30 protein-coding genes and 1 tRNA gene are annotated in these 26,359 nt (G+C 73.4%); 19 read left to right on the forward strand and 12 right to left on the reverse strand.

The features are described 5' to 3' along the window. Nucleotides 1–3,240 (forward strand): ATP-dependent helicase, encoded by a 3,240-nt coding sequence (locus BJZ21_RS20815; protein WP_246298715.1) that lies wholly within the window; start codon nucleotides 1–3, stop codon nucleotides 3,238–3,240. A gap of 27 nt (nucleotides 3,241–3,267) precedes the next feature. Here BJZ21_RS20815 and BJZ21_RS05550 read toward each other — a convergent pair whose 3' ends face one another. After that, on the reverse strand, nucleotides 3,268–4,149 hold the full coding sequence (locus BJZ21_RS05550; protein WP_179662841.1) for a hypothetical protein: 882 nt from the start codon (nucleotides 4,147–4,149) through the stop codon (nucleotides 3,268–3,270). After that, on the reverse strand, nucleotides 4,146–4,859 hold the full coding sequence (gene deoD / locus BJZ21_RS05555; RefSeq protein WP_179662842.1) for a purine-nucleoside phosphorylase: 714 nt from the start codon (nucleotides 4,857–4,859) through the stop codon (nucleotides 4,146–4,148). The genes BJZ21_RS05550 and deoD overlap by 4 nt, the downstream gene beginning before the upstream one ends. A 58-nt stretch (nucleotides 4,860–4,917) precedes the next feature. Here deoD and nudC point away from each other — a divergent pair, with 58 nt between their 5' ends. Next, nucleotides 4,918–5,829 carry an NAD(+) diphosphatase gene (gene nudC / locus BJZ21_RS05560; protein WP_179662843.1) on the forward strand — a complete coding sequence of 304 codons (912 nt, stop codon included), beginning with the start codon at nucleotides 4,918–4,920 and terminating at the stop codon, nucleotides 5,827–5,829. A gap of 9 nt (nucleotides 5,830–5,838) precedes the next feature. Here nudC and BJZ21_RS05565 read toward each other — a convergent pair whose 3' ends face one another. Beyond that, nucleotides 5,839–6,108 carry a mycoredoxin gene (locus BJZ21_RS05565; RefSeq protein ID WP_281380828.1) on the reverse strand — a complete coding sequence of 90 codons (270 nt, stop codon included), beginning with the start codon at nucleotides 6,106–6,108 and terminating at the stop codon, nucleotides 5,839–5,841. A 62-nt stretch (nucleotides 6,109–6,170) separates the two neighbouring features. Between BJZ21_RS05565 and BJZ21_RS05570 the strand changes: the two genes are divergently transcribed. The 6 genes from BJZ21_RS05570 (at nucleotide 6,171) to BJZ21_RS05595 (ending at nucleotide 9,826) form a co-directional block, all read left to right on the forward strand. Then, nucleotides 6,171–8,216 carry an ATP-dependent helicase gene (locus tag BJZ21_RS05570; protein WP_179662844.1) on the forward strand — a complete coding sequence of 682 codons (2,046 nt, stop codon included), beginning with the start codon at nucleotides 6,171–6,173 and terminating at the stop codon, nucleotides 8,214–8,216. Nucleotides 8,217–8,348: 132 nt separating this feature from the next. After that, nucleotides 8,349–8,585 (forward strand): hypothetical protein, encoded by a 237-nt coding sequence (locus tag BJZ21_RS05575; protein WP_179662845.1) that lies wholly within the window; start codon nucleotides 8,349–8,351, stop codon nucleotides 8,583–8,585. 129 nt (nucleotides 8,586–8,714) lie between these two features. Beyond that, nucleotides 8,715–9,041, forward strand: a complete 327-nt coding sequence (locus BJZ21_RS05580; RefSeq protein WP_179662846.1) for a WhiB family transcriptional regulator — start codon at nucleotides 8,715–8,717, stop codon at nucleotides 9,039–9,041. Nucleotides 9,042–9,132: 91 nt separating this feature from the next. Then, the gene (locus BJZ21_RS05585) at nucleotides 9,133–9,288 is read left to right on the forward strand and encodes a hypothetical protein (protein ID WP_179661871.1); all 156 of its coding nucleotides are present in this window, start codon (nucleotides 9,133–9,135) and stop codon (nucleotides 9,286–9,288) included. 91 nt (nucleotides 9,289–9,379) lie between these two features. Then, a complete protein-coding gene (locus BJZ21_RS05590) occupies nucleotides 9,380–9,535 on the forward strand; it encodes a hypothetical protein (protein ID WP_246298454.1) in 156 nt (51 codons plus the stop codon). A 129-nt stretch (nucleotides 9,536–9,664) separates the two neighbouring features. After that, entirely contained in the window at nucleotides 9,665–9,826 is a 162-nt protein-coding gene (locus BJZ21_RS05595) for a hypothetical protein (protein WP_179662848.1), read from the forward strand. On the opposite strand, the gene BJZ21_RS05600 is transcribed toward BJZ21_RS05595, so the two are convergent. Both BJZ21_RS05600 and BJZ21_RS05605 read right to left on the reverse strand, forming a co-directional pair. Continuing rightward, entirely contained in the window at nucleotides 9,827–10,714 is an 888-nt protein-coding gene (locus tag BJZ21_RS05600; RefSeq protein ID WP_179662849.1) for a hypothetical protein, read from the reverse strand. Nucleotides 10,715–10,866: 152 nt separating this feature from the next. Further along, the gene (locus BJZ21_RS05605) at nucleotides 10,867–11,025 is read right to left on the reverse strand and encodes a DUF5679 domain-containing protein (protein WP_179662850.1); all 159 of its coding nucleotides are present in this window, start codon (nucleotides 11,023–11,025) and stop codon (nucleotides 10,867–10,869) included. Between the two features lie 192 nt (nucleotides 11,026–11,217). On the opposite strand from BJZ21_RS05605, the gene BJZ21_RS05610 reads away from it, so the two are divergent. The 3 genes from BJZ21_RS05610 (at nucleotide 11,218) to BJZ21_RS05620 (ending at nucleotide 13,985) form a co-directional block, all read left to right on the forward strand. Then, on the forward strand, nucleotides 11,218–12,012 hold the full coding sequence (locus BJZ21_RS05610) for an enoyl-CoA hydratase/isomerase family protein (protein WP_179662851.1): 795 nt from the start codon (nucleotides 11,218–11,220) through the stop codon (nucleotides 12,010–12,012). A gap of 355 nt (nucleotides 12,013–12,367) precedes the next feature. Next, a complete protein-coding gene (locus BJZ21_RS05615) occupies nucleotides 12,368–13,447 on the forward strand; it encodes a PHP domain-containing protein (RefSeq protein WP_343051972.1) in 1,080 nt (359 codons plus the stop codon). Nucleotides 13,448–13,457: 10 nt separating this feature from the next. Then, a complete protein-coding gene (locus tag BJZ21_RS05620) occupies nucleotides 13,458–13,985 on the forward strand; it encodes a M48 metallopeptidase family protein (protein WP_179662852.1) in 528 nt (175 codons plus the stop codon). A gap of 37 nt (nucleotides 13,986–14,022) precedes the next feature. Here BJZ21_RS05620 and BJZ21_RS05625 read toward each other — a convergent pair whose 3' ends face one another. Both BJZ21_RS05625 and BJZ21_RS05630 read right to left on the reverse strand, forming a co-directional pair. After that, entirely contained in the window at nucleotides 14,023–14,565 is a 543-nt protein-coding gene (locus tag BJZ21_RS05625) for an NUDIX domain-containing protein (protein ID WP_179662853.1), read from the reverse strand. After that, nucleotides 14,562–15,926: a zinc-dependent metalloprotease gene (locus BJZ21_RS05630; RefSeq protein ID WP_179662854.1), complete on the reverse strand. Its 1,365-nt coding sequence runs from the start codon at nucleotides 15,924–15,926 to the stop codon at nucleotides 14,562–14,564. Before BJZ21_RS05630 ends, BJZ21_RS05625 begins: the two co-directional genes overlap by 4 nt. 72 nt (nucleotides 15,927–15,998) lie before the next feature. Between BJZ21_RS05630 and BJZ21_RS05635 the strand changes: the two genes are divergently transcribed. The 5 genes from BJZ21_RS05635 to BJZ21_RS05655 all read left to right on the forward strand — a co-directional run bounded on the left by BJZ21_RS05635 (nucleotide 15,999) and on the right by BJZ21_RS05655 (nucleotide 21,455). Then, a complete protein-coding gene (locus BJZ21_RS05635) occupies nucleotides 15,999–16,451 on the forward strand; it encodes a molybdenum cofactor biosynthesis protein MoaE (RefSeq protein ID WP_179662855.1) in 453 nt (150 codons plus the stop codon). Between the two features lie 59 nt (nucleotides 16,452–16,510). Then, on the forward strand, nucleotides 16,511–16,744 hold the full coding sequence (locus BJZ21_RS05640) for a hypothetical protein (RefSeq protein ID WP_179662856.1): 234 nt from the start codon (nucleotides 16,511–16,513) through the stop codon (nucleotides 16,742–16,744). Between the two features lie 66 nt (nucleotides 16,745–16,810). After that, the gene (locus BJZ21_RS05645; RefSeq protein WP_179662857.1) at nucleotides 16,811–17,863 is read left to right on the forward strand and encodes a YlbL family protein; all 1,053 of its coding nucleotides are present in this window, start codon (nucleotides 16,811–16,813) and stop codon (nucleotides 17,861–17,863) included. After that, nucleotides 17,860–18,513, forward strand: coding sequence for a PPA1309 family protein (locus BJZ21_RS05650; protein ID WP_343051973.1), 654 nt, complete (start codon nucleotides 17,860–17,862; stop codon nucleotides 18,511–18,513). The genes BJZ21_RS05645 and BJZ21_RS05650 overlap by 4 nt, the downstream gene beginning before the upstream one ends. Beyond that, nucleotides 18,510–21,455 (forward strand): UPF0182 family membrane protein, encoded by a 2,946-nt coding sequence (locus BJZ21_RS05655; RefSeq protein WP_179662858.1) that lies wholly within the window; start codon nucleotides 18,510–18,512, stop codon nucleotides 21,453–21,455. The genes BJZ21_RS05650 and BJZ21_RS05655 overlap by 4 nt, the downstream gene beginning before the upstream one ends. Here BJZ21_RS05655 and BJZ21_RS05660 read toward each other — a convergent pair. Beyond that, nucleotides 21,452–22,120 carry a hypothetical protein gene (locus BJZ21_RS05660; protein ID WP_179662859.1) on the reverse strand — a complete coding sequence of 223 codons (669 nt, stop codon included), beginning with the start codon at nucleotides 22,118–22,120 and terminating at the stop codon, nucleotides 21,452–21,454. The genes BJZ21_RS05655 and BJZ21_RS05660 overlap by 4 nt on opposite strands. A 110-nt stretch (nucleotides 22,121–22,230) precedes the next feature. On the opposite strand from BJZ21_RS05660, the gene BJZ21_RS05665 reads away from it, so the two are divergent. The 3 genes from BJZ21_RS05665 to BJZ21_RS05675 all read left to right on the forward strand — a co-directional run bounded on the left by BJZ21_RS05665 (nucleotide 22,231) and on the right by BJZ21_RS05675 (nucleotide 23,842). Then, a tRNA-Met gene (locus BJZ21_RS05665) sits at nucleotides 22,231–22,304 on the forward strand. Nucleotides 22,305–22,490: 186 nt separating this feature from the next. Further along, complete coding sequence (locus BJZ21_RS05670; RefSeq protein ID WP_240044588.1) at nucleotides 22,491–23,423, forward strand: tyrosine-type recombinase/integrase; 933 nt, start codon at nucleotides 22,491–22,493, stop codon at nucleotides 23,421–23,423. Nucleotides 23,424–23,536: 113 nt separating this feature from the next. Continuing rightward, the gene (locus tag BJZ21_RS05675) at nucleotides 23,537–23,842 is read left to right on the forward strand and encodes a hypothetical protein (protein WP_139624253.1); all 306 of its coding nucleotides are present in this window, start codon (nucleotides 23,537–23,539) and stop codon (nucleotides 23,840–23,842) included. Between the two features lie 50 nt (nucleotides 23,843–23,892). Here the strand turns inward: BJZ21_RS05675 and BJZ21_RS05680 are convergent, their stop codons facing one another. The 4 genes from BJZ21_RS05680 to merB are packed head-to-tail and all read right to left on the reverse strand — an operon-like array spanning nucleotide 23,893 to nucleotide 26,350. Beyond that, complete coding sequence (locus BJZ21_RS05680; protein ID WP_139624254.1) at nucleotides 23,893–24,822, reverse strand: cytochrome c biogenesis CcdA family protein; 930 nt, start codon at nucleotides 24,820–24,822, stop codon at nucleotides 23,893–23,895. Nucleotides 24,823–24,825: 3 nt separating this feature from the next. After that, complete coding sequence (locus BJZ21_RS05685; RefSeq protein ID WP_179662860.1) at nucleotides 24,826–25,350, reverse strand: TlpA family protein disulfide reductase; 525 nt, start codon at nucleotides 25,348–25,350, stop codon at nucleotides 24,826–24,828. After that, on the reverse strand, nucleotides 25,347–25,652 hold the full coding sequence (locus BJZ21_RS05690) for a MerC domain-containing protein (RefSeq protein ID WP_139624256.1): 306 nt from the start codon (nucleotides 25,650–25,652) through the stop codon (nucleotides 25,347–25,349). The genes BJZ21_RS05685 and BJZ21_RS05690 overlap by 4 nt, the downstream gene beginning before the upstream one ends. 32 nt (nucleotides 25,653–25,684) lie before the next feature. Then, on the reverse strand, nucleotides 25,685–26,350 hold the full coding sequence (merB, locus tag BJZ21_RS05695; RefSeq protein ID WP_139624257.1) for an organomercurial lyase MerB: 666 nt from the start codon (nucleotides 26,348–26,350) through the stop codon (nucleotides 25,685–25,687). Between the last annotated feature and the right edge of the window lie 9 nt (nucleotides 26,351–26,359).

The following is a 26,359-nucleotide window of genomic DNA, read 5'->3' on the forward strand; positions in this document are numbered from 1 at the left end:
CTGCGCCTCGACACCCCCGAGCAGCTGCGCGACCTGCTGGGGGAGAGCTGGACCTTCAGCCCCCAGCAGTTCGCGGCGATCACCGCGCCGCTCGAGCCGGCGGTGGTGATCGCGGGCGCGGGCTCGGGCAAGACCACGGTGATGGCCGCCCGGGTGGTGTGGCTGGTGGCCACCGGCCGGGTCGCCCCCGCGGAGGTCCTCGGCCTGACCTTCACGACCAAGGCCACCGCGGAGCTCGCGTCCCGGATCCGGGCCAGCCTGCGGCAGGCCGGGCTGCTGCCGGACCGCGAGCTGCGCCCGCTGCCCGGGCCCGACGGCGAGACTGTGGCTGAAGGGGAGGTCGAGGAGCCCACGGTCTCGACGTACCACTCCTACGCCTCGGCGCTGCTCTCCGAGCACGGCCTGCGGATCGGCCACGAGCCCGACACCCGGCTGATCGCCGACGCCAGCCGCTACCAGCTCGCGGCCCGGGTCGTGCAGCGCTACACCCGGCCGGTCGAGCACCTGTCGGACTCACCGCGCCACGTCGTGCAGTACCTCCTCGCGCTCGACGCCGAGATGAGCGAGCACCTCGTCGATCCCGCCACGGTCCGGGCGTACGACGCGGCGGAGCGGCAGCGGTTCGTCGACGGCATGGCCGCGGAGTCGCGCAAGACCTACCGCGCCCGCAACGAGAAGGCGATCTCGGCCATCGACCGCCGCGCCGAGCTGCTGGGCCTGGTCGAGGCCTACCGGGACCTGAAGGCCCACCTGGGCCTGATGGACTTCTCCGACCAGATCGCGCTGGCCGCGCGGCTCGCCGCGCAGTGCCCGGAGGTGGGCGCGCTGGAGCGCGGGAAGTACCGCATCGTGCTGCTCGACGAGTACCAGGACACCTCGGTCGCCCAGGCGCTGATGCTCAGCCGGCTCTTCTCCGGCCCGGACCCCGACCACGGCCGGGGCCACCCGGTCACCGCGGTCGGCGATCCCAACCAGGCGATCTACGGCTGGCGGGGCGCCTCGGTGTCCAACATCCTCGAGTTCGGCCAGGACTTCCCGGCCGGCGACGGCGAGCCCCGCACCTACCCGCTGACGGTCAACCGGCGCAGCGACGAGCGGATCCTGGCCACCGCCAACCACCTCGCGGCCGACCTGTACGCCGCGCGCCCGGGGCTGCGGCCGCTGGAGGCCAAGCCCGGCGCGGCGCCGGGTGAGGTCCGGGTCGCGGTGCACGAGACCTACGACGACGAGCTGGCCTGGCTCGCCGACCGGGTCGTGGAGGTGCACGCCGAGCTTGCCGCCGCCGGCGCGGGGCCGGCCTGGAAGGAGATCGGCGTCCTGACCCGCGACAACGCCCACGCGGCGAAGGTCTTCGACGCGTTGAGCGAGCGCGAGATCCCGGTGGAGATCGTCGGCCTCAAGGGGCTGCTCCGGCTGCCCGAGGTGGCCGAGGTGGTCGCCACGCTGACCCTGGTGCAGGACGTCACCGCCAACGCCGCGCTGCTGACCCTGCTCGCCGGCCCCCGCTGGGCGATCGGCCCGCGCGACCTGGCGCTGCTCGGCCGGCGGGCCGCCGAGCTCGCCGGCGACCAGCGCGGCGCGGCCGGGCCCGGGGCGCCCGACCTGCAGGCGCAGCTGCGGGCCGCGGTCGAGGGAGCCGACCCGACCGAGATCGCGTCGCTGTGCGACGCGCTGGAGGATCCCGGCGACCACGCCTACTCCGCGGAGGCGCGCGCGCGGTTCACGTTGCTGGCCGAGGAGCTGCGGCGGCTGCGGGCGGCAGTGGGCGAGCCGATCCTCGACCTGGTCCGGCGGATCGTCGACGTCACCGGCATCGACCTCGAGCTGGCCTCCTCGGTCAGCCCCGCGGCGGCGGCCCGCCGCGACAACCTCGACCTGTTCGTGCAGGCGGTGGCGGAGTTCCAGGCCGTCGACGGGCAGGTGACGCTGGCGGCGCTGCTGGCCTGGCTGGAGGCCGAGGACGAGTTCGGCCAGGGCCTCGACGTGGCCACGCCGTCGGAGGCCGACTCGGTGAAGCTGCTGACCGTGCACCGGGCCAAGGGCCTGGAGTGGGACGCGGTCTTCCTGGTCGGCGTCACCGAGCAGAAGTTCCCCACCAACCGCGGCCGGTCCAGCTGGCTCACGGTGCCGTCGGTGATGCCGGCGGCGCTGCGCGGCGACGCCCGGGACCTGCCGGTGCTCGGGGGCCACACGCCGGAGGACATCGCCGCGCACGCGGCCGCCGCCAAGGCCCACGAGGCCGAGGAGGAGCTGCGGCTCGGGTACGTCGCCTGGACGCGCGCCCGGCACCGGCTGTTCGTCTCCGCCTGGTGCTGGGCCTCGCACCTGAAGTCCGCCCGCGGGCCCTCGGCGTACCTCCGCGCCACCCGCGAGGCGATGGAGGCCTGGGGCGGGGCGCCCGACCACTGGCTCGACGCGCCGCCGAAGGGCGCGACGAGCCCGTACGCCGAGGTCTCGCCCGACCTGCCGTGGCCGATCTCGCACCGCACCGCCGAGGTGGAGCGGCGGATCGAGGCCGCCGCCCGGGTCCGGGCCGCGCGCCCGGTCGACGAGCAGACCGTGGAGGACGTGTTGCACCTCGACCGGATCGCGCAGTGGGACGACGAGATCGGCCGGCTCCTGGAGGAGGCACGCCGCGACCGCTCGCCGCAGGTGCAGGTGCCGCTGCCCTCGAGCCTGTCGGCGACCTCGCTGGCCCGGCTGCGCGACGACCCCGACGGCTTCGCCCGCGACCTGGCCCGGCCGATGCCGCGCCGTCCCTCGTCCGCGGCCCGGTTCGGCACCAGGTTCCACGCCTGGGTGGAGGCGCGGTTCGGCCAGCAGCTGCTGCTGGACCCCGACGAGCTGCCGGGCCGCGGCGACGAGGGCATCGACGACGACTCCGAGCTGCAGGAGCTGGTCAAGCGGTTCGAGGAGGGTCCGTTCGCCGACCGGGTGCCGCACGCCGTGGAGGCGCCGTTCGCGCTGGTGCTCGGCGGCCAGGTCGTCCGCGGCCGGATCGACGCGGTCTACGAGCAGGTCGTCGCCGGCCGGCCCGGCTACCTCCTGGTGGACTGGAAGACCAACCGTGAGGCGACCGCCGACCCGCTCCAGCTCGCGATCTACCGGACCGCCTGGGCCGAGCTCGCCGGCGTCCCCGTCGAGCAGGTCACGGTGGCGTTCTACTACGTCCGCACCGGTGAGGTCGTCGAGCCCGCGGGCCTGCCCGACCGCGTCGAGCTGGAGCGGCTGGTGAGCTGAGACCGAGCGGAGCGGGGTTTCCGGCGTTCAGATGTGAGTGAGGTTCACGGTGCCCCACACCAGGAAGCCGGGCACGATCAGCCACCCCGCGCACAGGCAGAGCAGGAGCATCCACCGCGGCAGGAGCCAGATCACCCGACCGCGCACGGCGGCCCGGCCCGAGGACATCCGGCCGCTGAGGACGCGGCTGTACCTTCCGTAGCCGTCCGGGAGGAACGGCGACCACGGGTCCCGGGTGCGCAGGGCCCGCCAGACCAGGCCCCAGGAGGTCCGCGGCGGGTCGGCCCGCAGGTGCGCGCCGGTGGTGCCCGCCGCGCTCTCCCCGGCCGTCGGCCCGGTGGGGAGCAGCAGCTGCCCGGTCACGTCGTCGCCGACGAGCTCGGGGCGCGCTCGCGCCCACTCGCGCAGCATGTCCACCACGTCGGCCCAGCGACGCTCGTCGGAGATCTCCAGGATGCCCTGCGGAGCGCGCACCTCCAGGCGGCCGTGCAGCCGGCGGCTGCTGACGCCGCGCACGGCCGGGTCCCCGGGCGTCGACCGCTTCCACGTGGTCGACAGGGCCGGCCGGTAGACCAGGCCGGTGGCCTGCTCGCGGGTGATGCGCAGGTCGACCCGGCCGGCCGCCTCCCGCCGGACCTCACCGGGCTCGACGACCAAGGCGGCGGGCGGTGCGACGAGCCGCCGCACGAGGGCGACCAGGCCGACCCCGAGCAGGAGGGCGAGGAGGCCGACGAGCAGGAGCACCAGGACCGCGGTGCCGGTGGAGACCGGCTCGCCGTCCACGGTGACGCCGCCGCGCACGCCGTCCAGCAGTGCCGGGACCAGGCCCGCGTCCAGGAAGCCGCATGCCGCGATGGGCAGCAGCAGTGACCACCTGCTCCGGGTCAGGACGACCCGCGGGGCGGTCACGCGCCCAGGGCCGCTTCGAGGGCGATGTCGACCATGGCGCCGAACGTCTTCTCCCGCTCGGCCGCGGTCGTCTCCTCGCCGGTGACGATGTGGTCGGAGACGGTGCAGACCGCGAGCGCCTTGCGTCCGTGACCGGCGGCCAGGGTGTAGAGCGCGCTGGCCTCCATCTCGACCGCGAGCACGCCGTACTCCACCATCCGCGCGGTGAGCTCGGGGCGGGGGCTGTAGAACGAGTCGCTGCTGAGGAGCAGCCCCACGTGCACGTCCGCCCCGCCGGCACGGGTCCGGGCGGCCTCGTAGGCCCGGTGCAGCAGGCCGAAGTCGGCGACCGGGGCGTAGTCGAGGCCCTCGAAGCGGATCCGGTTCATCGAGGAGTCGGTGCACGCGCCGGAGGCGAGGACGATGTCACGCACCGCCAGCCGGTCGGTCAGCGCGCCGCAGGAGCCGACCCGGACGATGGACTCGACGCCGTACTCCCGGAACAGCTCGTTGGCGTAGATGGCCAGCGAGGGCTGGCCCATGCCCGAGCCCTGGACCGAGACGCGCCGGCCGCGCCAGGTGCCGGTGTAGCCGAGCATGCCGCGGACCTCGGAGTAGCACCGGGCGTCCTCGAGGAAGGTCTCGGCGATCCACCGCGCGCGCAGCGGGTCGCCGGGCATGAGGACGACAGGGGCGATCTCGCCGGGCTCGGCGCCGATGTGGGTGCTCACTCGCGTGGAGCCTAGGGCCAACCGCGGCGCCCACCCAAGCCGGACTAGCCTCGGCAACGTGACCTACCCGCACCTCCGCCTGGCCGCCAACCCGCACGATCGGACGGGGGTCCGTCGCACCGACGATCCCTGGCTGGAGGAGCGCTGGAGCTCCCCGCAGAGCCGGGTCCTGGTGCTGGCCGGGGCGCGGGTGCGCCCGGTCGGGGGCCGGCTGGACTGGGTGGCCCCGGTGGACGCGCCGCAGGGGCTGCGGATCCTGCTCGGGGAGCAGCAGGGCACGACGTACTTCGCGGTCGTGGTCGACCCCGACGACGCGCCCGGCGAGGCCGGCGACTGGGTCGGGCTGCGCGAGGTGCTGCCGCACCTGGCGAGCGAGGGCGTGGACGAGGCGCCGCTGGTGCTGCACGCGATCGGTCTGGCCGAGTGGCTGCGCGCCACCCGCCACTGCCCCCGCTGCGGCGGACCCCTGGAGCCGCGGGCCGCGGGCCACGAGCTGCGGTGCGCCGAGTGCGGTCGCGTGCAGTTCCCGCGCTCGGACCCGGCGGTGATCATGCTGGTCACCGCCGGCGACCCGGGCTCGGAGGACGAGCGGTGCCTGCTGGGCCACCAGGCGAGCTGGCCCGAGGGCCGCTACTCCACGCTCGCGGGCTTCTGCGAGCCGGGGGAGACCCTCGAGGACGCCGTGCGCCGCGAGGTCGTCGAGGAGACCGGCGTGCGGGTCGGCGAGGTCACCTACTTCGGCAACCAGCCCTGGCCGCTCCCCGCCAGCCTGATGCTGGGGTTCGTGGCCAGGGCCGAGTCGACCGCGATCTCGGTGGACGAGCAGGAGATCGCCGAGGCCCGCTGGTTCACCCGCACCGCGATGAAGGCCGAGGCCGAGGCGGGCACGCTGCTGCTGCCCGGCGGCGTCTCGATCTCCCGGTCGCTGGTCGAGCACTGGTACGGCGGGCCGCTGCCCGGCTCGTGGTGACCGGCGGGCTCAGGCCAGCGCGGCCAGCTTCTCCTTGACCTGCACCAGCGAGGGGTTGGTCTGCGCGGTGCCGTCGGCGTACACGAGGGTGGGGACGGTCTGGTTGCCGCCGTTGGCGGACTCGACGATGCTGGCGGCGGCCGGGTCCTGCTCGATGTCCACGATGTCGTAGGTGATGCCTTCGCGGTCCAGCTGGCCCTTGAGCCGGTGGCAGTAGCCGCACCAGGGGGTGGTGTACATCGTGAACAAAGCAGGCATCTCCTCTGCTCGGACTGTCATCGGGTCCGTCTAGGGTTTTGCGGACCATCAGAAGTAACTAGTTCCACCGAGGAGTTGTTCCCATGCCCCCCGCCCCCGGGCCCGACGACCTGCTGGCCGCGCTCGACCCCGAGCAGCGGCGGGTGGCCGAGGCGCTGCGGGGTCCGGTGCGGGTGCTGGCCGGCGCCGGCACCGGCAAGACCCGGGCGATCACCCACCGGATCGCCCACGGGGTGGCCACCGGGGTCTACGCCCCCACCGAGGTGCTCGCGGTCACCTTCACGACCCGCGCGGCCGGCGAGATGCGGTCGCGGCTGCGGACGCTCGGGGCGGGCCCGGTCCAGGCCCGCACGTTCCACTCCGCGGCGCTGCGCCAGCTGCGGTTCTTCTGGCCCCGGGTGCACGGCACCGAGCTGCCGACCCTGATCGAGTCGAAGATCGGCCTGCTGGCCACCGCCGCGCGCCGGCAGCGGCTGAACGCCGACCAGGCGCTGCTGCGCGACCTGGCCTCGGAGATCGAGTGGTCCAAGGTCAGCAACGTCCACCCCGACGACTACGCCCGGTTGGCGACCCGACGCGGCCGGTCGGTCTCCGGGCAGGACCCGGAGACCGTGGCCCGGGTGTTCGCGGCCTACGAGGAGACCAAGCGCGCCCAGGGCCGGATGGACATGGAGGACGTGCTGCTGCTGACCGCCGGGATGCTCGCGGACGACGAGCGGGTGGCGGCCCAGGTGCGCCGGCAGTACAAGTGGTTCGTCGTCGACGAGTTCCAGGACGTCTCGCCGCTTCAGTCCGCGCTGCTCGAGCTGTGGCTGGGGGGTCGCGACGAGCTCTGCGTGGTCGGCGACCCCGCCCAGACGATCTACTCCTTCGCGGGCGCCAACGCCGCCTACCTGCGCGACTTCGCCACCAAGCACCCGAACACCACCTCGATCGAGCTGGTGCGCAACTACCGCTCCTCGCCGGAGGTGGTCGCCGCCGCGAACACGCTGCTGGCCGGCACCACCAGCCGCAGCGTGGAGCTGCGGGCGCAGCGGCCCTCGGGGCCGGCGGTCACCTACACGGGGTACCCCGACGAGGTGGCCGAGGCCGAGGCGGCGGCGGCCGCGATCAAGCGGCTGCGTGACCAGGGCCGCCCGCTCGGCGAGGTCGCGGTGCTGTTCCGCATCAACGCCCAGTCCGAGGCCTTCGAGGAGGCGCTGGCCAGCCGGGCGCTGCCGTACGTCGTGCGCGGCGCCGCCCGCTTCTTCGACCGCCCGGAGGTGCGCGAGGCGGTGACCCGGCTGCGTGGCGCGGCCCGCTCCGGTGAGGGCGAGGACGTCGTGGAGACCGTGCGCGCCACGCTCTCCGGGATGGGCTGGACCTCGCAGGCGCCCACCGCGCGCGGCCAGACCCGGGATCGCTGGGAGTCCTGGCAGGCACTGGTCGACCAGGCGACCGAGTTCGCCCGCGCCCCGGGCGCCGACCTCAACGGGTTCGTCGACGACCTCGACCGCCGGGCCGCCGAGCAGCACGCCCCGGTCGCCGACGGGGTCACGCTGGCGACCTTCCACGCCGCCAAGGGCCTGGAGTGGGACTCGGTCTTCCTGTGCGGGCTGCAGGACGGCACGCTGCCGATCACCTACGCCGAGTCGCCGGCGGCGATCGAGGAGGAGCGCCGGCTGCTCTACGTCGGCATGACCCGGGCCCGCCTGGACCTCTCGCTGTCGTGGGCGCAGGCCCGCAACCCGGGCGGCCGGGCCTCGCGCAAGCCCTCGCGCTTCCTCGACCCGCTGCTGCCCGACCACGCCCGGCCCGAGCCGAAGGCGCCCCGCCAGCGCAAGGTCGCCAGCTGCCGCGAGTGCGGCCGGCCGCTGTCCACCGGTGCGGAGAAGAAGCGCGGCCGGTGCGAGGACTGCCCCGCGTCCTACGACGAGGGGCTGTTCGAGCGGCTGCGCGAGTGGCGCAAGGCCCAGGCGGGGGAGGAGAGCGTGCCGGCGTTCGTGATCTTCACCGACGCCACGCTGCAGCTGGTCGCCGAGCACCGCCCCCGGACCCCGGACGCCCTGCTCCGGATCAGCGGGGTCGGCCGGTCGAAGCTCGAGCGGTACGGCGATGCGGTCCTGGCGCTGGTCCAGGACGAGATCTGAAAAAAATCGAGAAATACCCACAAAATCGTTTGCCCCTTACCTGGGGCACGCGATAGTTTTCCCGCATCACAACAGCCAGCGCACCACGGCCCTGACAACGCCGGCGCCCGAGCATCGAAGGAGGTGGACCAGATGAACAGCACCATGACCACGACGACGACCCAGATCGCGTCGACCTTCGGCATGCCCATCTCTGGCCACGCCTCCGGTTCGACCCTGGGTCGCACCGTCGTCGGTGCCGCGGACAAGTGCGCCCTCGTCACGCCCGTCGTGCGCGATCGCAAGTTCGTCGCCGGCGCCGGCTCCATCGTGAGCCCGGCCCAGGCCTACTTCCCGGGGACCAGTGCCTGGAGACCGCCCAGCTGTTGACACCACGACAGCATCGGCAGCCTCCAGGCCGCGGAACCCGAACCGGGATCCGCGGCCTTTCTGTTTCCCAGGCCGCGTTCCAGCCCGCACCACCAACCGCGATCAGGTCAGAAGTAAGGAGGTGAAAACATGACCATCAGCGTTCTCGACCGCACCGATGGCACTGCCGAGGCGCCCAGCCTGGGGGTCCTGCACGACGAGGCCAGCCGGGTGGACGACGAGCTGCTGCCCTGCCGGGCCAACAACCCCGAGCTGTGGTTCGCCGAGTCGCCCGCCGACGTGGAGCACGCCAAGGCCCTCTGCCAGGGCTGTCCGGTCCAGGCCCTGTGCCTCGACGGCGCCCTCGAGCGCCGCGAGCCCTGGGGAGTCTGGGGCGGCGAGCTCTTCCTGCAGGGCGTGGTGATCCCGCGCAAGCGGCCCCGCGGCCGTCCCCGCAAGAACGAGGCGGCCGCCTGAGCCGCCCGGGACCGGCAGGTCTCGAGCATCGATCCACGAAACCACCACCGATGAGCACACCGAGCAGAACTGGAGCACCACGATGAACCTGATGCCGGAGAACCTGGCACGCGCACAGATGACCGCGCGCCTGGGAGAGGCGCAGCAGATGCGGCTCGGGCACCGTCTCGCCCGCACCCGCCGCCTGAACCGGAGGGCCGAGCAGGCCGCCCAGCAGGCCCGCTACGCCCTCGCCCGAGCGCTCTGAGTCGCCGACACCCGTCGGCAGCGCATTTCGAAGAAGGACCACCGATCAAGCCATGAAGACCCACCGGAAGCGGAGCACCACCATGAATCTCATGCAGGAGAACCTGGCACGCGCACAAATGTCCGAGCGCCTGGGAGAGGCGCACCAGCAGCGCCGGGGCCACCAGCTGGTCCGGGCCCGTCGTCTCAGCCGCAAGGCCGAGGAGGCAGCGCAGCAGGCGCGACTCGCCCTCGCTCGCGCGCTGTGACCCCCGGAGCACCTCTCCGGAGCACCTGATCGCGGGTGTGGACAGGGAGCCGGGTACGACGACCGCCGTCGTCGTACCCGGCTCCCGCCGTCTCCGGGGCGGTCATGGTTCGGCGGCTAGGGTCGACCCGTGAGGACCTGTGACTTCTGCGGGCGCCAGGAGAGCGACGAGGCCAGCACGCTGACCTGGTCGACCGCCGTGGAGAACGGCCGGCCCAAGGACTTCTGCGAGCGTTGCTCGCGTGAGCACCTGCGGGCGATGGAGGGCAAGCTCGACAGCGAGCACTGGTGATCAGACCGCCAGCTGGTCCCAGGCGCACCCGCAGTGCGGGTGGCGCCGCCACTCACGTCGCTCCGGAGCCACGCCGGGGCGCAGGACCAGGCTGGCCGACCAGCTGAGCGGGGCCTCGCCGTCGGCCCAGCAGACGACGTCGCGCACGGCCATCGCGACCGCGGCCGCGAGCAGCGCCGGGTCGCGCGGCACCGGCGCCACCGCGCGGGTCGCCTCGGCGTACTGCTCGAGCACCACCGAGCGGCGCGGGTCCCGCTCGGCGCGGTGGGCGTCGACGCAGCGCAGGCAGGCGGTGGCCCCGGGGACCACCAGCGGCCCGACCTCGAACCCCTCGTCGTGGGGCCCGACCACCAGGTGGGGTCGGCCGGCCCGGACCAGCGGGTCGAGGTCGGCACGCGGCAGCACCACGTCGCTGACCACCAGCGTCAGCACGGACCCGGCGCCCGGAGCCGCGAGCGTGACCCCCGAGGAGCGCAGCAGCCGCACCGCGTCCGAGCGCAGGTCCACGGGCGCGGTCACCTCGACCCGGGCGGCCGAGCGGCCGGCCATCCGCTCCTCGGCCGCGGACCCGGCGCTCGCCAGCACGGCCGCGGCCGCGTGCGGGTCGGCGACACCGCGCAGCACCCGCTCCCGAGCGCCGGCGTCGACGAGCAGCCCGCGCTCCTCGAGGGTCGCGAGGATCCGGGCATGCTCCGGGGCGAGCTCGGGAGCGAGCTCGGCGGTCTCGCCGGACCGCAGCCGCTCGAGCAGCCGCCGGACGGGGGCCACGTCGGGGAGCACCACGGCGTGGGGTGGGTCCAGGCCGACCTGGAGGTGCCGGTCGTCGCGACGCACCACGTGCACGCCGGGCCTCAGGACGGGGCGGGCGACGGCACGGACGGCGGGCATGGCCGCAGGCTCGCACAGCCGGCGCCCGCCGCGCAGGCGCCCGTCCACAGGCCGGGGGAGGGAGCGCGGCCGGGATACGACGACGGCGCCGCGCCGGTCATCTGACCGGGGCGACGCCGCCGTACGTGTTCGTGGGGGCGATCAGCCGGTGATCACGCCTTGCCGAGGATGCGGTTGAGGTTGGTCCCGCACACGGGGCACACGGCCTTGGCCATGCGGGTGCCCTTGTCGTTGACCTTGACCTCGCCCTCGGCCTCGCGCTTCTCCTTGCACTTCACGCAGTAGAACTCGCCGTTCCAGGTCTCCGCCATGACGGCCTCCTTGCTTCTGTCTCAGACTGGTCGTCGCGACGGGGTACCCCGGGGGAAGCCCGTCGGAGCCCGACGGCGGGCGCCGCCGAGCCGTCTCGACCCTACGACACCCCCGCCGCGGCGCGCGGCAGGCGCACCGGAGCCGTGGACCGCGTCACGGCGGCCTGGGAGCGGGGTCACTACGTTGTCCCCATGCCTGAACTCAGCCACCTGCGCCTCGAGCGCCCCCGCGACGGCGTCGCCGTGCTCACCCTCGACAACCCCGACCAGCGCAACGCGATGTCCGGCGAGATGACCCGCTCGTGGGTCGCCGCCGTCGACGAGCTGGCCGCGGACCGGTCGGTGCGTGCGGTGGTGGTGACCGGCGAGGGCAGCGCCTTCTGCTCCGGCGGCGACACCTCGTGGATCGCCAGCGAACCCGAGGCCAGCGTCGACGACCTGCGCGAGCGGATGATGCCGTTCTACCGGGCCTGGCTCTCGATCCGCCGGTTGGAGGTGCCGACCATCGCGGCGGTCAACGGTCCGGCGATCGGCGCGGGGCTCTGCCTCGCGCTCGCGTGCGACCTCAGGTACGCCGCGGTCGGCGCCCGGCTGGCGGCGCCGTTCGTCAGGCTCGGGGTCCACGCGGGCATGGCCGGCACCTACCTGCTGCCCCGCGTGGTGGGGGAGGCGCACGCCCGTGACCTGCTGCTCACCGGCCGCACGGTGGACGCCGACGAGGCACTGCGGCTCGGCCTGGTCTCCCGGGTGATCGAGGCCGCGACGTTCCAGGAGGAGGTGCTCGCCACCGCGGAGGGGATCGCGCGCACGGCGCCGGTCGCGAGCCGGCTCACCAAGCTCGCGCTGGCCGGCGGCGGACACGCCGACCTGGAGAGCTGCCTGCAGTGGGAGGCGCTGGCCCAGCCCGTGACGATGGCGACCGAGGACCTGCAGGAGGGGATCCGCGCGGCCCGGGAGAAGCGGCCGCCGGTCTTCACCGGACGGTGAGCGCCCCCGGACCCGGCCGGAGCTGATCGGGCGAGCAGGTCCGGGGCGAGCAGAAGGCCCCCGGCTCGCGTCGCGACGCTCGCCTTCCCCTTGCGAGTGTCGCTCGGCAGCCCCGGGGGCCTGTCTGGGCACAACCTAGGAGGCGCACGCGACCGCGGTCAACGCCCGATTGCCACAGCCTGTGGACAACCTGTGGAGAACGCTGTGTGCGACACGCGCTGACCGGTGGACAGCGGGCCCCGATCCCGGGACAACCCTGTGCGCGACACGCCCGGGAGTCCGGCGTACAGTGCGCTGACCAGCGGTGATGCTGATCCACTGGTTGTGGACGAAGAACAGTTCGGAGGTCACCGGCGTGTCGCAGCGTGGGGACGGCGGGGACGGCGGCCGGGAGACCGACGGGTCCCCGGCGTACGACGGGGGGCCGGTCGCGGCGCTGCGCCGGATCGCGTTCCTGCTCGAGCGCGCCCGGGAGGACACGTACAAGGTCAAGGCCTACCGCGGCGCCGCCGCCGCGATCCTGCCGCTGGGTGCCGAGGCGGTGGCGGCCGCGGTCGAGGACGGCACGCTGACCGGGATCCCCGGCATCGGGGCCAGCACCGCGAAGGTGATCGAGGCCGCGGTGCGCGGCGAGACCCCCGACCGGCTGGCCCGGCTGGAGCGGGAGGCCGGCCCGCTGGCGACGGGCGGCCGCGAGCTGCGCGCGGCGCTGCGCGGCGACCTGCACTCCCACTCGGACTGGTCCGACGGCGGCTCGCCGATCGAGGAGATGGCGTTCACCGCGATCGAGCTCGGCCACGAGTACCTCGTGCTGACCGACCACTCGCCCCGGCTGAAGGTCGCCCACGGCCTGAGCGCCGAGCGGCTCGCGCGGCAGCTCGACGTCGTCGACGCGGTCAACGACCACCTCGGCGGCTCGGGGTTCGCGCTGCTCAAGGGCATCGAGGTCGACATCCTCGACGACGGCGGCCTCGACCAGAGCGAGGAGATGCTCGCCCGGCTCGACGTCCGGGTCGCCAGCGTGCACTCCAAGCTGGCGATGGCCAAGGACGCGATGACCCGGCGGATGGTGGCGGCGGTCGGGCACCCCCGCACGAACGTGCTCGGCCACTGCACCGGCCGCCTGGTCACCGGCGGGCGCGGCACCCGGCCGGGCTCGGAGTTCGACGCCCGGGCGGTGTTCGAGGCCTGCGTCGAGCACGACGTGGCGGTGGAGATCAACTCCCGGCCCGAACGACGCGACCCGCCGACCCGGCTGCTGGAGCTCGCCCGGGACGTCGGCTGCCTGTTCTCGATCGACAGCGACGCCCACGCGCCGGGCCAGCTGGACTTCCTGGCCTACGGCTGTGAACGCGCCGAGGCCGCCGGCATCGACCCGGACCGGGTCGTCAACACCTGGTCGCGCGAGCGGCTCCTGGGCTGGGCGAACGGCTAGGTTTCGGTCCATGGGACGCCCGGAGGTGGAGGTACGCCGCAGCAAGCGGCGGCGTCGTACCGTCTCCGCCTACCGCGACGGCGACCGCATCGTGGTGATGATCCCGGCGTCGCTGAGCCGCGCCGAGGAGGCCGAGTGGGTGCAGACGATGCTCACCCGGCTGGAGCGCTCCGAGCAGCGCAGCCGCCCCTCGGACGCCGATCTGCGCCAGCGGGCGCGGGCGCTCAGCGACAAGTACCTGGGCGGGCTGGCGACTCCGGAGTCGGTGCGCTGGGTCGACAATCAGAAGTCCCGGTGGGGCTCCTGCACCCCCGGGGACCGCACGATCCGGCTCTCGGCGCGGCTGCGCGGGATGCCCGCGTGGGTGATCGACTACGTGATCGTCCACGAGCTGGCGCATCTGCTCGAACCCGGCCACGACGACCGGTTCTGGGCCTGGGTGGACCGCTATCCCCAGGCCGAACGGGCCAAGGGCTACCTGCTCGGCTGGTCGGCCGCCGCGCACCTCGAGCCGCCGCCCAGCGGCGACGCCGACTGAGCCGACTCTCGGGCCGCGCCCGAGGCGGCCGGAGGATTCAGCGGAAGCGCTCCCGGGCGAGGCCGATGAGCTGGTGCATCTCGGGCTCGAGCTCGGGCAGGTCGTCCAGCGGCCACCAGCGGACGTCGAGGGACTCCGCGCTGGTCGCGTGATCGGCGCCGGCGGGTGCCAGCGCGACGTAGCGGACGTCGAGGTGGTGCACGGTGCCGCGGCGGTCGCAGAACGACACCGGGTGTACGTCGAGCTGGGCGGGGACGGGGTCCAGGGCCAGGTCGGCCAGGCCGGACTCCTCGGTCCCCTCACGGAGCGCCACGCCGGCCAGGGTGCGGTCGGCCGGTTCGCAGTGCCCGCCGAAGGCGAACCATCGGCGGGCCTTGCGGTGCAGGTTCAACAGGACCCGGTCGCGGTCCGGGTGCAGCACCAGCACGCCGGCGGTCAGGTGGTCGGGGAAGCACGCCCGGGTCATCGCGTCCGGGTGTGCGCGCAGGTGCTCGGCGTACCGCCGGCGCAGCCGGTCCTGGGCGGGCGAGGGCGCCGCCCAGGCCTCGAGCGTGGCCAGGGCGTCGGCGTGCAGGCTCACGCGCCGGGGGAGTCCGGCGAGCCGGGGCCGTCCGGCGTGTCCCCGCCCTCGCCCTCGAGCAGCTGGCGCAGCGCGGCGTCGAAGTCGTCCTCGCTGAGCTCCTCCGGCGCGGTGGCGCCCTCGCGGAAGCCCAGCGGGTCGTCGAGGTCGGCGGCGGTGGGGAGCAGGTCGGGGTGCATCCAGACCCCGTCGCGGGCCTCGATCCCCTGACGGGTGCGCAGCGAGCCCCACAGCGTCGAGGCGTCGCGGAGCCGACGGGGGCGCAGCTCGAGCCCGACCAGCGAGGCGAAGGTCTGCTCGGCGGGACCGCCCGCGGCGCGCCGGCGGCGGAACGCCTCCTGCAGCTTGCCGGCCGACGGCATCCGCTCGGCGGTGGCCTCGTGGACCACCTCGTCGACCCAGCCCTCGACCAGCGCCAGGGTGATCTCGAGGCGCTCGAGGGCGGCCTTCTGGGCCGGGGACTGGGGCAGGTCGAAGAGCCCGCCGTCGAGGATCTGCTGCATCGACTCGGGGTTCATCGGGTCCAGGCCGCGCATCTGCTCCTCGACGCGGCCCTGGATGCCCTCGACGTTGATCTCGATGCCGCGGGCGTAGTCGGCGACCGCGCCGATGAGGTGCTCGCGCAGCCACGGCACGTGGGCGAACAGCCGCTGGTGGGCGGCCTCGCGCAGCGCCAGGTAGAGCAGCACGTCGTCGCCGGAGACGTCGAGCCCCTCGGCGAACTTCTCGACGTTGGTCGGCAGCAGCGCGGCCTTGCCGGCCGGGGCCAGGGGGAGCCCGGTGTCGGAGACGCTCAGCACCTCGCCGGCCAGGCCGCCGAGGCCGGAGCCGATCTGCCCGGCGAGCATCGCGCCGACCGCCCGGCCCAGGATCCCCAGCACCGGCCCGGACATCGCGCGCGCCTCCTCGGGCAGCGCGCTGGACAGCGCCTGCACCGAGCCCTCGGCGATCGGCTCGACCAGGACCTTCCACACGTCGGTGGTGCCGACGATCCACTCGGCGCGGCTCCAGGCCGCGGTCGAGGTGACGCCGGAGGCGAACGTCGCGGTGTCGTCGAGCCAGTGGTCCGCGAGCCGCACCGCGTCGGCCACCGCGTCCTTCTGCCGCTGCGAGGGCGACGGGTCGGGCTGCTGGGCGACCAGCTTGCGGGCGGTGTCCAGCGCGACGTCCCAGTTGATCGGCCCGTCGTCGGAGGGCTGCAGCATCGACTGGATCTGGCCGAACAGCGCCGACAGGTCGGGCATCTGGCCGCCGGCGCCGAACGTCTGGCCGCCGAAGAGCTGCTCGAAGGGCGTGCCCTTGAACGGGTTCTGGCCGTGCTCGTCCGGCTCGTCGGGGGTGTCGCCGGGGTTGGTGCTCATGGGACAACCGTACGCGGCCGCGGAAGCAGACCGACCCCTGTGGCCGACGGCCGTGGCCGCTAGGGTCGGGACGTGACCGACGCCACCGGGGCCGCCGCCGCGCGGCCCGTCGTACGCCTTGCCGAGCTCCGCGAGACCCCGCTCGACGTCGGCGAGGTGATCGCGGCGCTCGACGACGACGCCAGCGGCGGACTGACGCTGTTCATCGGCCGGGTGCGCGACCACGACGGCGGCCGGGACGTGGACGGGCTGGACTACACCGCCCACCCCACCGCCGAGGCCCGGCTGCGCGAGGTCTGCGAGCGGGTCGCCGAGGAGTACGACGTGCACGGGGTCGCTGCGGTGCACCGCACCGGCACCCTGGCGATCGGCGACGCCGCGGTCGTGATCGCCACCACCGCCGCCCACCGGGGCGAGGCGTTCGACGCCTCCCGGGCGCTGATCGACACGCTCAAGGCGGAGGTGCCGATCTGGAAGCACCAGCGCTTCGGCGACGGCGGCGAGGAGTGGGTCGGCACCCCGTAAGTCCGGCCGGGCCCGCGTTTCTGCCGGCTCCGGGGCTCGCGGCCGCCTAGGCTGGGCCAGTGGAGATCCTGCTGTGGCTGGTGCCCCCGGTCGTCGTCACCGTGGTGGCGATGGTTTGGGTGAGCTGGCTGGGCCGCGCCGGCCGGGGCGAGATCGACCGGGAGGTCGCCGTCCGCCGCCTGGCCGAGGCGATGCAGCGCGAGCCGAAGCAGCCCGCGGCGTACTCCGCCCGGACCCCGGCCCGGGACCGCAGCACCGGCATCGCGGTGCGGCCCTCGCGCCGCGTCTCCTGAGGTCCGGAGCAGCGCGGGTGCGACCGGGCGCGGACCCAGTTGCCGGCGTTTGAGAGGCTTGGCGCCATGACGCAGCGCACTCTGGCCGGGATCATCGCGGCGCCGCTGCTAATCGCGCTGTGGGTGGTCGCCGCGTCCGAGCCGCTGCCCTACGTCACCTACGAGCCCGGGCTGACCGTCAACGTGCTCGGCTCCCACGACGGCGAGCCGATCATCGAGGTGGCCGGGCACCGCACCTACCCCGATCAGGGCGAGCTGCGGATGACCACCGTCTACGTCTCCCAGCCCCGCCCGGCGCGGGTGACGCTGGCCGAGCTGATGAAGGACTGGATCAGCAAGGACGCCGCCGTCTACCCCTACAAGGCGATCTACCGGGAGAACGAGACCAACGCGCAGAGCCGGCAGCAGGGCGCGGTGGAGATGGTCTCCTCCCAGGACACCGCGGCCGCGGTGGCGCTCGACCAGCTGGGCTACCAGGTCAAGCCGGCCGTGGAGGTGCTCAGCGTGCTGCCCGGCACCCCGGCCGACGGCCGGCTGCAGGTCCGCGACATCTTCTTGAAGATCGACGGCAAGCCGGTCACCTCCAGCGACCAGGTGGTCAAGGCCGTGCAGTCGGCGCAGGCCGGGCAGCCCGTGCACTTCGTCGTACGCCGGGACCGGAAGCCGACCCCGGTGACGGTGACCCCGCGGGTGAAGGACGGCACGCCGGTGATCGGGATCCAGCTGGGGCTCGGCTACCGGTTCCCGTTCAAGGTGAGGGTCAACCTCGACCAGGCGATCGGCGGCCCCAGCGCCGGGCTGATGTTCTCGCTGGGCATCTACGACACGCTCACGCCCGGCTCGCTCACCGACGGCCGGTCGGTGGCCGGCACCGGCACCATCGACGAGTCCGGCAAGGTCGGGCCGATCGGCGGCATCCAGCAGAAGATCGCGGCGGCGCGCCGCGACGGCGCGCAGCTGTTCCTCGTGCCCCCCGACAACTGCAAGGACGCGCTCGGCGCGCAGAACGGCGACATGCGGCTGGTGAAGGCGGAGACCATGCCCGACGCGCTGCAGGCCCTCAAGGCGTGGGACGCCGACCCCGATGCACCCCTGCCGTCCTGCAAGGAGGACTCGTGACCGGTCCCGACGACGACCTCGGCCCCGACCTGGAGCCGGGGCCCGACCCCGAGCTCAGCCCCGCGCCCAGCCTCGAGCCTGAGCTCAGCCCCGAGCTGACCGCCGACCTGGACGCCGACCCGGCGCTGGCCTCGGCGGTGCTGGAGATCGAGTCCCACATCGCCGAGGGCGGCTGGGACCAGCCGGCCCGGCTCTACGCGCTGGTCGACACTGCGGCGCTGGTCGAGCACGAGCCGGGGCTGGCCGCGGCGATGGGCCTGGACTCCGCCGACGCCGCCGGGTCGCTGACCCCGGTCGAGCAGGACCAGCTGGCGCCGGACCGGCCGCTGGAGACGGTGCTGGCCTCGATCATCTGGCCGCCCGACGTCGCCGGGTGCGCGGCGGTCGTGGAGCGGCTGGTGCTGCCTCCGGGCGCGGACGCCGAGATCCCCGAGGACGCGGCCGCGGCCGCGGAGTTCGCCCGGGAGCACCCGGACCGCCAGGAGGTGCGCATCGTGGCCGGGGCCACGCGCGGCGGCTCGTCGTACTGCGCGCTGCGGCTGCGCGCCCACGACGACGCCGCGTCGGTGGTCGGCGGCGCCGATCTGGTGCCGGGGCTGCTGGAGCTGCTGCGGGCGACGCTGGCCGACGAGCCGGAGGCGCAGGGATGAGCGAGCTGTTCGACGAGGACCCGCGCGACACCCCGCCGCCGACGCGCTCGCGGCCGGGCCGGTCCCGGGCCCTGGTCATCACCGCGGTCGCGGTGGTGCTCGCGTTCTTCGTCCTGACCACGTTCGCCGGCTGGTACACCGACCGGTTGTGGTACCGCTCGGTCGGGTTCGGCGGCGTCTTCACGAAGCTGTTCTGGACCAAGACCGGGCTCTTCTTGTTCTTCGGCGTGCTGATGGCGGTCGTGGTCGGCGCCAACATGGCGCTGGCCTACCGGATGCGGCCGCTGTTCCGGCCCAGCTCCCCGGAGCAGACCGGCCTGGACCGCTACCGCGAGGTGGTCACCCCGATCCGGACCTGGCTGCTGGTCGGCGTCTCGGTGGTCGTCGGGCTGTTCGCGGGCTCCTCCGCGCTGGGCCAGTGGCGGCACTACCTGCTGTGGCGCCACGGAGTGCCGTTCGGCAGCAACGACCACTTCTTCCACAAGGACATCGGCTTCTACGTCTTCGACCTGCCGTGGCTGCACTACCTGGTGAACTTCGTGATGGCCGCGACCGTGGTCGCGCTGCTCACGGCCGCCGTCGTGCACTACCTGTACGGCGGGGTCCGGCTGCAGACCGCCCACGACCGGCTCTCCGGCGCCGCGCAGGGCCAGCTCTCGCTGCTGCTCGGGGTGTTCGTGCTGGCCAAGGCCGCCGACTACTACCTGGACCGGTTCGACCTGGTGACCGGGGGCGGCGGGCTGATCACCGGCATGACCTACACCGACGACCAGGCGGTGTGGCCGGCGAAGAACATCTTGATGTTCATCGCGCTGATCTGCGCGGTGCTGTTCTTCCTCAACGTCTGGCGACGCACCTGGGTGCTGCCGTCGGTGGGCCTCGCGCTGCTGGCGCTCTCGGCGGTGCTGCTCGGGCTGATCTGGCCCGGCATCGTGCAGCAGTTCCAGGTCAAGCCCTCCGAGGCCGACAAGGAGGCGCCGTACATCGACACCAACATCCGGGCCACCCGCGAGGCCTACGGCATCCAGGACGTCAAGCCGCAGGTGTACTCCAGCCGCGCCTCGGCGGCCAGCGCGAGGCTCGCGGACCTGGAGTCGCAGACCTCGACCGTGCCGCTGGTCGACCCGCACCTGGTGCGCGACACCTTCGAGCAGAACCAGCAGATCCGGGCCTACTACTCGGTCGCGGACGTGCTCGACGTGGACCGCTACCGGATCCAGGGCGTGGACCGGGCGCTGGTGCTGGGCGTGCGCGAGCTCGACCAGAACGGCATCAACGCGGGGGACCGGAACTGGTCCAACCTGCACACCGTCTACACCCACGGCAACGGCATCATCGCCGCCTTCGCCAACCAGCGGCCGGCCTCGAACTCCTCGGAGTCCACCGACATCCAGTGGGCGGAGGGGCAGGCGCAGCACGACCTGGGCCAGTACGAGAGCCGGGTCTACTTCGGCGAGCAGAGCCCCGACTACTCGATCGTGGGCAAGCAACCGGGCCAGCCCGACGTCGAGCTCGACCTGGGCAACACCGCCTCGGGCTCCGCCCAGGACGACACCACCACCTACACCGGCAAGGGCGGCGTCTCGGTCGGGGGCTTCGTCAACAAGCTCATGTACGCGATCAAGTTCGGCGACCCGAACTTCCTGCTCTCCGAGCGGGTCAACTCCGACAGCAAGGTGCTCTACGACCGCAACCCGCGGGACCGGGTCGAGCGGGTCGCGCCGTGGCTGACCGTCGACTCCGACCCCTACCCGGCGGTGGTCGACGGCCGGATCCAGTGGATCCTCGACGGCTACACCACCACCGACCGCTACCCCTCCTCGGAGAGCGAGTCGTTCTCGACGATGACCGACGACTCGCTGCAGAACAACACCGGGCTGCGGACGATCCCCACCGACGAGATCAACTACATGCGCAACGCGGTGAAGGCGACCGTCGACGCCTACGACGGCACCGTCCACCTCTACGCGTGGGACCAGACCGACCCGATCCTGCGGGCCTGGGAGTCGGCGTTCCCGGGCACCGTGGAGCCCAAGGCGGCGATCCCGCCGGCGCTGATGGACCACCTGCGCTACCCCGAGGACCTGTTCAAGGTGCAGCGCTACCAGTTCGCGCGCTACCACGTCACCGACGCCAAGGACTTCTACCAGGGCAACAACCGCTGGGAGGTGCCCGAGGACCCGAACGTGCGCGGGCACCTGCAGCCGCCGTACCGGATGTTCGTCGACCAGCCCACCGGCAAGAACGGCGCCCCGCAGAGCGTGTTCTCGCTGACGTCGGTGTTCACCCCGTACCAGAAGAACAACCTCGCGGCGTTCGTGTCGGTGGACTCCGACGCCACCGATCCCCAGGACTACGGCCACTTCCGGGTGCTGCAGATGCCGGACCAGCAGACCCCCGGCCCCGGCCTGATCGCCAACCAGTTCACCTCCAACAGCGAGGTGGCCAACGAGCTCGCGCAGTTCAACCGGTCCGGCGGGGAGACGATCCCCGGCAACCTGCTGACGCTGCCGATCAAGGACGGGCTGATCTACGTCGAGCCGGTGTACGCCGTGCGGGCGGGGTCGAGCTCGAGCTACCCGATCCTGCAGTACGTGCTGACGTCGTACGGCGGGGAGACGGGTATCGGCCGGACCCTCGGGGAGTCGCTGGCGGACGCCCTCGGCGTCACCGGTGGCTCGACCGGGACCACCCAGGGCGGCGGCAACACCGGCAGCCAGGGCGGCGGCAAGACCGGCAACGGTGGCAAGCAGGGCGGCTCGGCCCCGACCGGAACGGCCGAGCAGCGGATCCGGGGGCTGCTGGACCGCGCCGACCGGGCGTTCCGCCAGGCCGACGCGGCGCTGAGCCGGCACGACCCGGTGACCTATGCCAAGAAGGTCGAGCAGGCCCGCAACCTGATCGCCCAGGCGGTCGCGCTGGCCAACCAGCAGAAGAACTAGCCCGGCCGGTCCTGCCCGGGGCCCAGCGCGGTCGCCGCGTCGTGGCCCAGGTCGAGGTAGACCGCGTCGGTGGCGATCCGCCGGACGTGCTGGACCGGCACGCGCAGCTCGTGGTGGCCGAGGCCGTGGGTGTGCCGCCGGACCACCAGGTGGGTGATCGCGTGGCGATCGTCGACGAGCAGGCCCTGGACGTGGCCGAGCACCGTGTGGTCGCTGGAGAAGACCTCGCTCTCCCGGCGGAGCTCCACGGTGCCGCGGGGGAGGTGGTCGAACTCGACCAGGGTGTCGGTGTCCTCGGGGCCGGCGGTCTCGACGAGACGACCGGTGGCGGGGAAGTGTGGCCAGGACAGCACCCGCACGACGCCCACGTCCCACTCCTCGGTGCGGCGCGGCCAGCCACCGAGCTCGACGAAGTCGGTCTCGTCGATCGGCTCGCTGTCCTCGAGCTGCTGCCGCGTCCAGGTGAGTCGCAGGCGCTCGGCCTCGCCCTCGACCGTGGCCACCGCCACCGGCACCAGGTGCGAGCGGGGATGGAGCGCGTGGGCCCGTCGTACGACCAGGTGGGTCACGGTGCGGGCCACCGGGTCGACCACCACGTCCGCGAGCCTCCCGACGTGGCCGTCCGCGGCGTCCACGGGCATCTCGGGGCGGAGCTGGCTGGTCACGAGGAAACGCTCGTACGCCGGCCCACGGCGCCGGCAGGGCCGAAGGACACCGGGGGAGGGGACCCCGATTTGTCGGCCCTCGGGCCATCCCGTAAGGTTGGTCTCACCGACGCGGGGTGGAGCAGCTCGGTAGCTCGCTGGGCTCATAACCCAGAGGTCGCAGGTTCAAATCCTGCCCCCGCTACAAAGTTCAGGCTCGGAATCTACGGATTCCGAGCCTGAAAGCATTTAGAGACTTGATCGAGTGTCCACTTAGTGACGGGTTTCCCGGACAACCCGCTGGCCGGCGGTCGCAGTGCGCCCCCGGGTGACCTACACCGCGACCGCCCCCGCGACGGCCCGGGACAGCGGTTGGCTATGCGGGTCCGACATGACCCACCTGACAGCCATGCCCGCCAGCCACGCCCTCGATCGGATCACCGACTGGCGGATCGCCCTGCGGGCCGAGAACAAGAGCCCGGGCACGATCTTCATCTACGCCGACGGAGCCACTCGTTACCTGACCTGGTGCGCCGACGGCGACCACCTGCCGATGAGCCGCGCCGCGCTCAACTCCTGGATCGCCGGCCTGCTCGACGGCGGATCCTCGCCGGGCACCGCCCGCATCCGCCAGCTCGCCGTGCGCCGCTTTGCGGCCTGGCTGACCGCCGGCGGTGAGATCGCCGCCGACCCGTTCCCCGGAGTCAAGGCACCCCGCTACGAACCGCCGCTGGTCGAGCCGCTCACCGACGCCGAGCTCCGCGCGCTCCTCGCCACCTGCGCTGTCTCCGACGACCACGCGCGGCTGGAAGCCACCCTCAACGACCGACGCGACGAAGCGATCATCCGGCTCATGTTCGAGACCGCGATCCGGTCCGGGGAGCTCGTCGACCTCCAGCTCGACGACGTAGACCTCATCGCGCGGCTGATCACGATCCGTCGTGGCAAGGGTGGGCGCGGCCGAGTGATTCCTGTCGGCCCTGTGACCACCGAGGCGCTGCTGGTGTATCTCGACCAGCGTGAGCAACACCCGCTGGCTGCGAGCCCCGACCTGTGGCTCGGCAATCGCGGCCAGCGGTTCGGCCGCGAAGGACTCAGCCGTGCCCTGCGCCGCCGCGCCAAGCGCGCCGGAGTGCAGGGCTTCCGGCCCCACCGGCTCCGGCACACCGCCGCCCACCGATGGCTCGCGGCCGGCGGCTCCGAATCCGGCCTGATGGCCATCGCCGGCTGGACCCGCAGCGACATGCTCGTCCGCTACACCCGAGCCCGCGCCTCCGAACGCGCCGCCACCGAGGCCCGCCGACTCAACCTCGGAGACCTCTGAGCTCCGCGACAGTTGGCACGGTTCACCGCCGATCGTGGCAGACCAGCTCGCCGGAACGGCGGGTGGACGTCCGAGCGCTCGACACGGCCTGCCGCCACGACCATGATCGAACCGTGAGCGCGCAGGCCGAGACCGCCGAATCAGACAACAGCCTGCCGCAGTGCTGGTGTTGCGGCGGCTCGTTCGCCGAACCGGAGTTGGTCCACCTCGGGTCGCACCCGGAGGTGGGCCTGTGCGCGGACTGCGCCCATTGGGTGCACCGCCGCGCCGCCGAGCAGGCCGCTGCCCGACGGGGCGGGCTCCCCGCGCGGTATCGCGGAGCCTTCGCCGCGACCCGGTCCTGGGTCATCCAGCACGAGGTGCACAACCTGCCTGTCCTCGGCCGGCTGCTGCGCGGCCTGGACCGTCGCCTGCCCTGAACCTCGCGCCCGCGACCGCTCAGGCCACCCGACCCAGTTGGGCAACCCGCTCACACGGACTTGCCGACATCCCGTCCCAGCGTCCCGCCGCCGGGTCCCGGGGCGGTGTCCGGCGGGCAGCAGGCGCCGGGCACCGGAGCCATGCGTCCTCGGCGTCGACGTTCGACGAGGGCAAGTGTGGCTGCTCCCAGCACCGCCGTCACGGCGAGGACACTGATGAGGGTCGTCCGACCCTGGATCCACTGCGAGATGGTCGCGGACAGTCCGGCGAGTGCGCCGGCTCGACCCGCCGACGTCGCGTCACCGGTGGCGGCCGGATACCAGTACCAGGCGAGGTAAGCGCCGGTGAGCACGAGGACCACCGCGGTGACCTTGGGGCCGTAGCGAGCCAGCGTGGCCACCCGGTGGGTGAGCGCGGTGCCCGCGGCTGCGGTGGCCAGGGCCAGCAGCAGCAGGACGGTGGCCGACCCGGCCGCGTAGACCCCGAACACCACGAGCAGGCCGGCGTAGCTGGCGGTGGCCTGGGCCTGCGCGATGACCGCGAGCAGCACCCCGAAGGTGCACGCGAGCGAGGCGATCGCGTAGCCGACGCCGAAGACCACCATCTGAGCGGTCGGGGCAAGCCCCGCGGTTGCCCGGCCGGGGATCCGGGGCAGCCGAAGGGAGAACGAGCGACCGGCCAGCATCGCCCCACCGAGCAGCACCAGCAGTACGCCGACGGCGAGGCCGAGCGCCGGTGCGGCCTCGATCAGGCCGCGGGCGCCGGCGCTGACCACCAGCCCGGCGGCGGCCAGCGTGCCGGCGAACCCGAGGGTCAGCGCGGCGCCGGCCCGCAGCGCATGGAGCAGCCGCACGGGTGCCGGGGAGGTGTCGCCGTCGCCGATGGTGTGGCTGATCCAGGCCGGCAGTAGCGCGAAGCCGCACGGGTTGACCGGGGCGACCATGCCGGCGGCGAAGGCGAGCGTGAGCAACCCGCCCATGGCTCAGGCTCCCGCCTTCACCAGTTCAGCGGTGATGGTCTCGGCGCTGGGGTCGGTGGCCCGGAAGGTCACCTTGCCCTCGGCGTCGACCACGATCAGGGTGGAGAGCGCGGCGACCTGGAAGCGCAGAGACAGGGCCGCGCCGGTGTCGATGGCCGCCGGGACGTGCTCCGCGTCGACGGAGTCCATAAAGCCTCCGATGGTCTCCTTGGACTCGCCGGGGTCCATGTCGATGGCGAGGAAGCTTGCGTTGTCGCCCGCTTCCTCGGCGGCGGTCGCCGCCCTGCCGAGGGACCGGACGCCGTTGACGCATTCGCCGCAACCGACCGAGAAGAAGAACACGGCTGTGGGTTCCCCGGTTGCGGGCAGGCTGATCTGGTGGCCGTCGATGCTGGTCACCGTCACCGGACCACCGTCGGCCACTGGGCTCGCGGGGGCAGTGGTCCCGCATCCGGTCAGCGCCAGCGATCCGGCGGCGAGGGCCGCGGCGATCGAGACGGCCTTCAGTCCGGTTCGGGTGCGCGTCATCGGGTCTGTTCGTCCCTCGTGTCAGTGGTCTGGTCGGTACGAGTGGGCGGGGTGGGCGGACAGCAGTCAGGGCTGTCCGTGCGACGGTGCCGCCTCGCGCTCCCGACGACGGCGAGGACCACGACGCCGATCCCGGCCCCGATGACCCAGGGATTGCGCAGGAACGCGCCGATCCCAGCAATGGCGCCGCCGGTGACCAGAAGCGGGAGGAGGGCGCAGCAGGCGACCATGAGCACGGCGGCACCTGCTGCGGTCAGCAGCAGGCCGACGCCGCCGGGTTGGCCGTCATGGTTGGAGGTCATCGGTGTCCTTCGGTCCTGTCGTTGAGGCTGGGTCAGCAGCAGTGGGTGCGGTCGGTCGAGGTGTCGTCGGTGGTCGGCTGGGTGCCCGCGAGGAGGGCGGCGGTGAGGTCGGCGCCGATCCGGTGGGCCTCGGCGACCGGGACGACCTCGGCCCCGGGGTTCCCGACGAGCCAGCCGGCGGCGTCCTCGGGCGAGGTGAAGAAGTGCACCTGGTTGCAGAAGGAAGGGCGGATCGACGTCATCCGCTCGGGATTCACCAGGGACACCACTGCGGTGGCTGGTTCGACGCTGGTGACGCCGGTCGCAGGGTCGATGGTGACGCGGATCGTTGCGCCGCTGGCCGGTGAAACCGACTCGACGTGTGCCGCCCGCTCCACCAGCGCGGGGAAGATCAGGGTGTCCAGAGCGCACCAGGTGTAGAGCTCCTCGCCGGCCACGGTGAACCGGTGATTGGTCGGGCGCAGGGTCAGACCCTGGCCGAGGATCCGACCCTGGGCGTCGTACTCGGTGTCCGGCACAGCGGCCAGACCACGACGTACGTCGTCGACCGTGCGGCCCGCAGCAGCGGCGAGCTCCTCGATGCTGACGGGGTCGCCATCGACGAGCAGTCGCAGCAGCGGGACCAGCAGGCCGGCGTCCAGGCCCGACTCCCCGGGGTCGGCGAGCCGGTTGGTCAGGTCGGTGATGAGATTCGGCACGGTGATTCC

The sequence above is a fragment of the Nocardioides panaciterrulae genome (assembly GCF_013409645.1).
GTDB lineage: Bacteria > Actinomycetota > Actinomycetes > Propionibacteriales > Nocardioidaceae > Nocardioides > Nocardioides panaciterrulae.

Excerpts from the sequence above, each read along its gene's own strand:
- BJZ21_RS05565 (WP_281380828.1), bottom strand. The coding sequence starts at position 6,108 with ATGACAGTCCGAGCAGAGGAGATGCCTGCTTTGTTCACGATGTACACC.
- BJZ21_RS05570 (WP_179662844.1), top strand. The coding sequence starts at position 6,171 with ATGCCCCCCGCCCCCGGGCCCGACGACCTGCTGGCCGCGCTCGACCCC.
- BJZ21_RS05575 (WP_179662845.1), top strand. The coding sequence starts at position 8,349 with ATGAACAGCACCATGACCACGACGACGACCCAGATCGCGTCGACCTTC.
- BJZ21_RS05580 (WP_179662846.1), top strand. The coding sequence starts at position 8,715 with ATGACCATCAGCGTTCTCGACCGCACCGATGGCACTGCCGAGGCGCCC.
- BJZ21_RS05585 (WP_179661871.1), top strand. The coding sequence starts at position 9,133 with ATGCCGGAGAACCTGGCACGCGCACAGATGACCGCGCGCCTGGGAGAG.
- BJZ21_RS05590 (WP_246298454.1), top strand. The coding sequence starts at position 9,380 with ATGCAGGAGAACCTGGCACGCGCACAAATGTCCGAGCGCCTGGGAGAG.
- BJZ21_RS05600 (WP_179662849.1), bottom strand. The coding sequence starts at position 10,714 with ATGCCCGCCGTCCGTGCCGTCGCCCGCCCCGTCCTGAGGCCCGGCGTG.
- BJZ21_RS05605 (WP_179662850.1), bottom strand. The coding sequence starts at position 11,025 with ATGGCGGAGACCTGGAACGGCGAGTTCTACTGCGTGAAGTGCAAGGAG.
- BJZ21_RS05610 (WP_179662851.1), top strand. The coding sequence starts at position 11,218 with ATGCCTGAACTCAGCCACCTGCGCCTCGAGCGCCCCCGCGACGGCGTC.
- BJZ21_RS05620 (WP_179662852.1), top strand. The coding sequence starts at position 13,458 with ATGGGACGCCCGGAGGTGGAGGTACGCCGCAGCAAGCGGCGGCGTCGT.
- BJZ21_RS05630 (WP_179662854.1), bottom strand. The coding sequence starts at position 15,926 with ATGAGCACCAACCCCGGCGACACCCCCGACGAGCCGGACGAGCACGGC.
- BJZ21_RS05645 (WP_179662857.1), top strand. The coding sequence starts at position 16,811 with ATGACGCAGCGCACTCTGGCCGGGATCATCGCGGCGCCGCTGCTAATC.
- BJZ21_RS05655 (WP_179662858.1), top strand. The coding sequence starts at position 18,510 with ATGAGCGAGCTGTTCGACGAGGACCCGCGCGACACCCCGCCGCCGACG.
- BJZ21_RS05670 (WP_240044588.1), top strand. The coding sequence starts at position 22,491 with ATGACCCACCTGACAGCCATGCCCGCCAGCCACGCCCTCGATCGGATC.
- BJZ21_RS05680 (WP_139624254.1), bottom strand. The coding sequence starts at position 24,822 with ATGGGCGGGTTGCTCACGCTCGCCTTCGCCGCCGGCATGGTCGCCCCG.
- BJZ21_RS05685 (WP_179662860.1), bottom strand. The coding sequence starts at position 25,350 with ATGACGCGCACCCGAACCGGACTGAAGGCCGTCTCGATCGCCGCGGCC.
- BJZ21_RS05690 (WP_139624256.1), bottom strand. The coding sequence starts at position 25,652 with ATGACCTCCAACCATGACGGCCAACCCGGCGGCGTCGGCCTGCTGCTG.